Here is an 8,142-nt window from a genome sequence, read left to right as displayed (position 1 = left end):
AGATGTGTATAAGAGACAGTCCATGAACTGAGCTGCATGCCGTACCTGTCACCGGGGAGTATCCCGAAGCGGGTAGCAGAGCTGGAGAAACAGGCGGGGCAGTTTGTATTGCCGGAGCGAAGGGAGCGGAGTTATCCCCGCAGTGTGAAGGCAAGACCACAAAAGTATGCGGTGCAAAAAGCCAATAAAAACAATGCCAGTCAGGCTTAACTGACTGGCATTAGCCCCGCGTGGGCATTTTTATTTGTTAATATCTTGCAATTATATTGTGATTTAAAAGCAATTTAATGACCTTGATCATATTTTATTTTAATCCTTGTTACTGGTATGAATTAGCCAGATGAATAGCCATTAGAGTTAGGCTAACATGCCAAAAACTCTATTTATGTGGCTCGAAAGGATGATGATAAATATCCCACCAAAGCGAGTGCTGTCGCGGGAGCAGCAGACAGAAATTACTCGGATTATCGCCAAGTCAGGCCAGATGTTGGCCCAATTTGGGGCAGAAAGTCGCCTCATCGAGCAAACTACCGTGCGACTAGGGCTAGCATTGGGACTTGAGAGCGTCGAGATGGCCATCTCTTCTAGCGCCATTGTGCTCAGTAGCCTCTACCAAGGCAGCTGTATTACGACCACCCGCCGAGTACGCGAACATGGCATCAACATGCAGGTAGTCTGTGAAATCCAACGGATCTGCATCATCACGGAAAAAGGGCTGATCGATGCTCGTGAAGTACGCCAACGGCTCGAAGCGATTACCCCCTTTCATTATCACCCTTGGTTAGTCGTCCCTATGGTTGGTCTGTCATGTGGCGCATTCAGCTTGCTGTTTGGTGGCGACTGGCCCATTTTTTTGGTGACCTGTTGCTGTGCCGCGGTGGCAATGCGCGTGCGTCAATTAATGGCTCGCCATCATCACAGCCCGCTCATCAACTTTGCTGTCACCGGCTTTATTGCCACCTTGCTCTCCTCCAGCGCCACCTTCTTTGGCTGGGGTGAACAACCCTATCTCGCTATGGCGGCCAGCGTGCTGCTGCTGGTGCCGGGTTTTCCGCTGATCAATGCGGTCTCCGACATGGTAAAGGGCTACTTCAACATGGGCTTGGCGCGCTGGGGGACGGCGACCTTACTCACGGTGAGTGCGGCCATCGGCATCATTCTCGCCATGTCAGTCACGGGGATCTGGGGGTGGACGGTATGATGGATTTGCTCTGGCTACTGGCCAAGGATGCCTTCTGGTCGGCGATTCCGGCAGTAGGCTTTGCCATGCTGTTCAATGTGCCGCCACGAATGTTGAAGTATTGCGCCATGGGCGGCGCGCTGGCCCACAGCCTGCGTACCCTGCTCATTCACTACGGCATGCCCATCGAGTGGGCGACGCTGGCGGCGGCAACTACGGTCGGCTTTGTCTGTGTTTACTGGTCCCGCCGTTTGCTGGCGCCACGGCCGGTGTTCAGTGTTGCCTCCATCATTCCGATGATCCCTGGCAGTTATGCGTTTAAAACCATGATTGCGGTGGTAGAGCTCAATATCAGCGGCGTGACCATGGACTTGATCCAAAGTGCGGTGGAGAACGGCCTCAAGGCTCTGTTTATTGTCGGCGCGCTGAGCTTCGGTTTGGCGATTCCCTCCTTGGTCGTGTACCGTAATCGCCCCATCATTTGATAGACAGTGAAAGCCCCCATGAAGATTTCCATGATTGCCGCCATGGCCCATAACAGGGTGATCGGCAAGGATAACCAGATGCCCTGGCATCTGCCTGCTGACTTGGCCCACTTCAAGAGAGTCACCCTTGGCAAACCGGTCTTGATGGGGCGTAAGACCTTTGAATCTATCGGCCGCCCCTTGCCCGGACGGCGCAATCTGGTCATCAGCCGCAACCCCAGCTATCAGGCTGAGGGTATCGAGGTGGTGGGCTCCGTCGAGGCGGCGCTGGCCCTGTTGGCAGGCGGTGCGGTGGAGGAGTTGATGGTGATCGGTGGTGGTCACCTTTATAGCGAGATGTTGCCGAGAGCGAATTACCTCTACCTAACGCAGATCGATCTGGCAGCAGAGGGGGATACTTGCTTCCCTGCTTTTGATGATGGCCAGTGGCAACGTATCACCAGCGAGGCTCATCCTGCTGATGAGAAGAACCCACACCCCTACTGCTTCGAGACTTGGCAGCGTTGCTGAAGGTTTGCCTACTAGGCATGTCGGCTTAACTGCTTGATGTCGATTTTACGCAGGTGGTGCGCTTGGGAGGCAAGTTCATCATGGGTGACCAGCTCACGCTCAGATTGCTGGGGCGTCAGCTTTCCGAACATGGTGCAGTCCATTCATTGGCCATGCGGCGATGAGGTCAACGAGCTTTCCCCATAGTGCAGCGCCTCGGGGGTTATAAATAAACATAAGGCCGCAAACGCGGCCTTATGTTTATTTTGTGCGGCTGCCCCACTGGCAGCTGCGCGTTAGTTCATCCATCGATCGCTGCGGCTACGACGACGCGGCAGCATGGGTAATAAGATCCCCAGCAAAATCCCACCGCCCACCATGGCGCCCCCTCGGATAAACCAATCTATTTGCATGTCATGCTCTTGGGTATCGTAACTCTGAGTGAGTGCATCATTTTGCTCTTTGAGCGTCCCAATTTGCTCATCTTGGGTCGCGAGCTGGGCCTTTAACTGGGCAATCTCTTGACTCTGCTGCTCAATCTGGCCGTCTTTCTCGGTGAAGCGCTGTTCGTTATCACCGTTGAGGTTTTGTAGTCGTGCCTTGAGCTCGGCTAACTCTTTTTCTACCTGTGGCAAACGCTGGCGCAGACTGAGATCGGCCTGCAGCTCGTTATTTTTGATCCAGCCTTCACGGCCACGGCTATCCACCACTTGGGTATAGCCAGCCTCACTATTCACGGCCTTTACCTCCAGTGACTCACCGGCTTTGACGCTACCGAGTATCCGGTATTGAGTGCCGGGGCCATTGTGGAGGTAGGTAAAGATGTTATCTGATACATAGCGGGTCTCGGCCAGTACCTGTTGGGCACACAAGCAGATCAGAATCCCGAGGAAGGCACGCATGGTCGATCGATTCTCTCGTTTAAGATTGGATAAGAGGTGGAATGTTAAGCCGCCAGCAGGTTAAAGAACAAGTAAAGAAACAGTGCCTGATCGGTATGAACGTGACGACAGGGCTACGGCTCATCTGCAACTTCTTCATTCTCATTACTTTTTCTTAAGCTCTTGGATCTCGGCCCGCAATGCTCGCAACTCTTGTAATACCGCCTCCTGCTGGGCGTGGTATTTGCGTCGCCACTTGTCTGTGTCGTTATCGCCTCGATTAGGCTGCAAAAATAAGCTGGCCATAAAACCACTGATGGCACCAAACAAACCCACCCCAAAAAAAATCAGTAAGCTGGCAACGAAACGTCCCTCTTCCGTTTTGGGGACAAGATCACCATAACCTACGGTAGATAGGGTCACTAGAGTCCACCAAAACGCATCGTAAGGCGTCTCTATTTGACTGCCTGGCTGGCCAGATTCGATCAGGTACATGACGCAGGAGCCCACCCCCAGCAGCAAGACAAACAGAAACAGAATGCCAGACAGGGTGGTTTCATTTCGTTGCCGGCGAAACATCCCCAACAAATCAGGATGGTCACGCAGCAGCTGATAGACCCGCCACAGCTGTAATAAACGGGCCCAACGTAGCTCTTCCACCATCGGTAGGCTCCCCGGCAGATAAAACCAGTTAGCCTTGAAATACGCTTTTCTATCAGAGGCTTGCCACCATCCATAGCAAAAATGGAACAGCAAAAAATAGCAGATCAGGCTGTCTAGGTCATACAGGAACTGCAACGTGGGCTCGGTCAGGGTGTGATGGCCCCACCAACGTGCGGCGACCAGTAGCACCGACACAATTGACAAAAATGCGATTAACAAATCCATGGCGCGCAGGTGAGTAAAATGGCGACGCATACGGTTTCCTACGTTAAATTGAGGGCAAATTAATAAACATGAAGATAATGGCGACAGAGCTCAGGACAAAATTAAAAACGTCTTAAAGCAAGGAGGATAGTATGCAATTAAACCCGCTTGAAAAACGGATGAGCAACATCAGGCTGGTCCCCAAGGTCGTATTACTGATGGTTTTCAGTAGCCTGCTGTTACTGATCAAGCTCTGGTTTGATGCGAATACCCTAGAAGCAACGCTGCTCAGTGAAGGACTCTCCCCTGCCAAGGCAAGCGATATTGCTGAACGCCTGCTGTGGAGTGGTTTAATGGAAACCGCGATCATCGGGCTACTGTTCGTGATCCTACTGATGACCGGCTCGCGGCTGATGGTCAAACAAGTGCGTTATCTGGTTGGCTTACTGGAACGTTTTGCTAAACGAGACCTCAGCCACAAGGTACAACTGAAATCGAGCGATGAGTTTGGTGACATCGCCAAAGCCGTCTCCCACTCGCAGGAGAACCTCAAGGAGGTGTTTGGCCGTCAGCGTGGCGTGTGTCAGGAGCTCAATGAAATTGCCTCCCAAGTGACGCTTTGCATGGAAGAAGCCAATGACGCCATTCAAGAAGAGTTTGCCCAAATTGAGCAGCTAGCCAGTGCCATGAGCCAGATGGTCGAGGCGATTCGTGAGGTGGCCGCCCACGCCGATCAAGCATCCCATGCCACCGCAGATGCCAGCCTATTAGCAAAAGAGGGCAGCCGTTATGTGGCAGATACCGTCGGCACTATTGATATCTTGTCGGGCAATATTCAACGCTCAGCGACGGCCGTTAGCCACGTAGAGCAGGGGGTGGCGCGGATCGGCACCGTGGTAGACACCATTCGTGGTATTTCGGAGCAGACCAATCTGCTGGCGCTGAATGCTGCCATCGAAGCCGCCCGTGCGGGTGAAGCAGGCCGCGGCTTTGCGGTGGTTGCTTCCGAAGTTCGCGAGCTGGCCAACCGAACACAGGCGGCCACCGTCGAGATTCAAAAGATGATCGAGCAGTTACACGGCAGTGCCCATCAGGCGGCCGAACTGATGGAGCAGAGTGTGACGCAGGCGGATAAAGGGGTCGCGCAGGTCACCCAAGCGGGAGAACAGCTCGCCACCATAGTGGCAAGAGTGCAGGGGGTTGCAGATATGAACCGCCATATCGCCGCCGCCTCTGAACAGCAGAGCTCGGTGGCCGATGAGATGCGCACCAATCTCGATCAGGTTAAGCAGATAGCTGAAGGCTCGGTGATCGTGCTGCGTGAGTTACAAGAAGCATCCGAGCTAGTAGAACAACACAGTCAGACCCTCGACAGCCAAGTGCAATCGTTCAAACTGGCCTGATCCCATTGATAACTGATCTGGTAGCGGCACCGATGACTTCAAGGCGCTACCTGCACTATTCAGGCCGCGTTTGCGGCCTTTTTTCTGCCAGATGGTCGTCCATTTTCGCCTGAAATTGTATACAAAAAAGAGCACCATTAGCGATGAGGGGTGGAATATAGGGGCAAAGGGGGCCTTACAACTGAATTTTGTTAAATTAAAGCAACAAATTTATTTCATATAGCGGATGACATTGTATACATTATCGGCGTGTCGGCGGCGCGTCCGCTTTTGTCGATCTCAGCCCTCGGGCGTACAGGAAGACCCCCTATGTTTAAAGCAACTCACGTACTTGCTGCTGACTATATTCCCTCTGATCTCGCCGCCTTGCGCGAAGCCATCACCCACAACTACGTGGTGGATGAAAATGCCTATCTGGCCGAGCTCTGCGCCATGTTGCCGGGGGATGGTGGCTCACTGGCGCAAGTCACCGAGCGTGCCCGTACTCTGGTGACCAAGGTGCGCAAGGAGAGCGGCTCGGGCGATGGTATCGACGCCTTTCTGCAGGAGTACAGCCTAGATACCCAGGAGGGGATCATCCTGATGTGTCTGGCTGAGGCGCTGCTGCGCATTCCCGATGCTGAGACCGCCGATGCCCTGATCAAGGACAAGCTCTCCGGCGCCAACTGGTCATCTCATTTTCGCAAGAGCGACTCGACCTTGGTCAATGCCTCCACCTGGGGGCTGATGCTGACCGGCAAGATCATCAAGCTGGACAAGAAGCTCGACGGCAACCCGGCCAACCTGCTGGGGCGCATGGTTAACAAGCTGGGGGAGCCGGTGGTGCGCTCCGCCATGTATGCCGCCATGAAGATCATGGGCAAGCAGTTCGTGCTGGGGCGCGACATGAAGGAGGCCCTCAAGGCGAGCCGCAAAGCCCGCGAGCTGGGCTACACCCACACCTACGACATGCTGGGTGAATCGGCGTTGACCATGCAGGATGCCGACAAATATCTGACCGATTACCGCAACGCCATCGAGGCGGTGGGCAACGAGCGGATCAGCGACGGCGGCCCGGCCCCTTCCATCTCCATCAAGCTCTCGGCGCTCCATCCGCGCTATGACGTGGCCAACCGCGAACGGGTGCTTGGCGAGATGTGCGAGCGGCTGGTGGGGCTGGTGCGGTTGGCCCGCAGCAAAGACGTGGCCATTAGCATTGACGCCGAGGAGATGGACCGCCTCGAACTGTCACTGGACTTGTTCGAGCAGCTCTACCGCTCCGACGCCAACCGTGGCTGGGGCAAGCTTGGCATGGTGGTGCAGGCCTACTCCAAACGCGCGCTGCCGGTACTGTGCTGGCTCACCGCGCTGGCCCGCGAGCAGGGGGATCTCATTCCGGTGCGACTGGTGAAAGGTGCCTACTGGGACAGCGAACTGAAATATGCCCAGCAGGCCGGTCTGCCCGGCTATCCGCTGTTTACTCGCAAGGCAGGCACCGATATCTCCTACCTCGCCTGCGCCCGCTACCTGCTGAGCGAGCCGACCCGTGGCTTTATTGCCCCCCAGTTCGCCACCCACAACGCCAATACCGTGGTCAGCATTCTGGAGATGGCCGGTGATCGCCAGTTTGAATTTCAGCGCCTGCACGGCATGGGGGAGGAGCTGCACAACGCGGTGCTGAACGATAATCCCGGCCTGCACTGCCGCATTTATGCGCCGGTCGGTGCCCACAAGGATCTGCTGCCCTATCTGGTGCGCCGCCTGCTGGAGAACGGGGCCAATACCTCCTTCGTTCACAAGCTGGTGGACCCCAACACCCCAGTGGATTCACTGGCCGAGCATCCGCTGCGTACCCTCAAGCGCTACTCCGGCTTTGCCAACGACCGCATTCCGCAGCCGGTCAACCTGTTCAGCGACCGCAAGAACTCCAGCGGCGTTAACATGAATATCCTCTCGATCCAGCGTCCCTTCTTCGCCAAGCTAAAGGAGCTGGAGAGCAAGCAGTGGCTGGCGGGCCCCATCGTCGATGGCGAGACCCTCAAGCGCAGCAGCGCCCGCGTGGTGCTGAGCCCGCAGGATGTAAGCCTCACCGTTGGCAAGATCCACTGGGCCGACGAGCAGGCGGTGGAGCAGGCCTTGGCATCCGCCCATGCCGCCTTCCCGCGCTGGCGCGCAACCCCGGTGAGCGAGCGGGCCGCGGCGCTGGAGAAGCTGGCGGATCTGCTGGAAGCAAACCGCGAGCAGTTTATTTCGCTCTGTACCCGCGAGGCGGGCAAGCTGCTGCAAGATGGCATCGACGAGGTGCGCGAGGCGGTCGATTTCTGTCGTTACTACGCGGTGCAGGCCCGCAGCCTGATGGGGCAGGCGACTCTGTTGCCCGGCTACACTGGCGAGCACAACGAACTGCTGCTGCAGGGGCGCGGGGTGTTTGTCTGCATCAGCCCGTGGAACTTCCCGCTGGCGATTTTCTTAGGCCAAATCGCTGCGGCATTGGCCACCGGCAACACCGTCATCGCCAAGCCTGCCGAGCAGACCGGCCTTATTGCTCATCTGGCGGTGACCCTGGCCCATCAGGCCGGTATTCCGGGCGACGTGCTGCAACTGTTGCCCGGTGACGGCGCCACCGTGGGCGCCAAGCTGACGGCAGATCGGCGCATCGGCGGCGTCTGCTTCACTGGCTCCACCGAGACTGCCAAGCTGATCAACCTGACCCTAGCTCAGCGTGATGGCGCGATCCTGCCGCTGATCGCCGAGACCGGCGGCCAGAACGCCATGATCGTCGACTCCACCGCCCTGCCAGAGCAGGTGGTGCGTGACGTGGTGAGCGCTGCGTTCCAGAGCGCCGGCCAGCGCTGCTC

Annotated in this window: 7 protein-coding genes and 1 pseudogene; 6 read left to right on the top strand and 2 right to left on the bottom strand. The window is 56.3% G+C overall.

What is annotated here, in order from left to right; translation table 11 throughout:
- Positions 1–18: 18 nt before the first annotated feature.
- The 4 genes and pseudogenes from CUC53_RS16565 to folA all read left to right on the top strand — a co-directional run.
- Positions 19–210, top strand: a pseudogene (locus tag CUC53_RS16565) (IS4 family transposase); the annotation flags it as partial.
- Positions 211–400: 190 nt separating this feature from the next.
- The gene (locus CUC53_RS16560; protein WP_236757949.1) at positions 401–1,201 is read left to right on the top strand and encodes a threonine/serine exporter family protein; all 801 of its coding nucleotides are present in this window, start codon (positions 401–403) and stop codon (positions 1,199–1,201) included.
- On the top strand, positions 1,198–1,665 hold the full coding sequence (locus CUC53_RS16555; protein WP_100295152.1) for a threonine/serine exporter family protein: 468 nt from the start codon (positions 1,198–1,200) through the stop codon (positions 1,663–1,665). The genes CUC53_RS16560 and CUC53_RS16555 overlap by 4 nt, the downstream gene beginning before the upstream one ends.
- Positions 1,666–1,683: 18 nt before the next feature.
- Positions 1,684–2,175, top strand: a complete 492-nt coding sequence (gene folA / locus CUC53_RS16550) for a type 3 dihydrofolate reductase (protein WP_100295151.1) — start codon at positions 1,684–1,686, stop codon at positions 2,173–2,175.
- 275 nt (positions 2,176–2,450) lie between these two features.
- Here the strand turns inward: folA and CUC53_RS16545 are convergent, their stop codons facing one another.
- Entirely contained in the window at positions 2,451–3,056 is a 606-nt protein-coding gene (locus tag CUC53_RS16545; protein WP_100295150.1) for a TIGR04211 family SH3 domain-containing protein, read from the bottom strand.
- Between the two features lie 144 nt (positions 3,057–3,200).
- Positions 3,201–3,953, bottom strand: a complete 753-nt coding sequence (locus CUC53_RS16540; RefSeq protein WP_100295149.1) for a potassium channel family protein — start codon at positions 3,951–3,953, stop codon at positions 3,201–3,203.
- Positions 3,954–4,054: 101 nt separating this feature from the next.
- On the opposite strand from CUC53_RS16540, the gene CUC53_RS16535 reads away from it, so the two are divergent.
- The gene (locus tag CUC53_RS16535) at positions 4,055–5,305 is read left to right on the top strand and encodes a methyl-accepting chemotaxis protein (RefSeq protein WP_100295148.1); all 1,251 of its coding nucleotides are present in this window, start codon (positions 4,055–4,057) and stop codon (positions 5,303–5,305) included.
- 309 nt (positions 5,306–5,614) lie between these two features.
- Positions 5,615–8,142, top strand: a 2,528-nt coding sequence (putA, locus tag CUC53_RS16530) for a bifunctional proline dehydrogenase/L-glutamate gamma-semialdehyde dehydrogenase PutA (protein WP_100295147.1), incomplete at its 3' end; no start/stop codon positions are given.

The sequence above is a fragment of the Aeromonas cavernicola genome (assembly GCF_002795305.1).
GTDB lineage: Bacteria > Pseudomonadota > Gammaproteobacteria > Enterobacterales > Aeromonadaceae > Aeromonas > Aeromonas cavernicola.
This window is presented reverse-complemented; position numbering and strand designations above follow the sequence as displayed.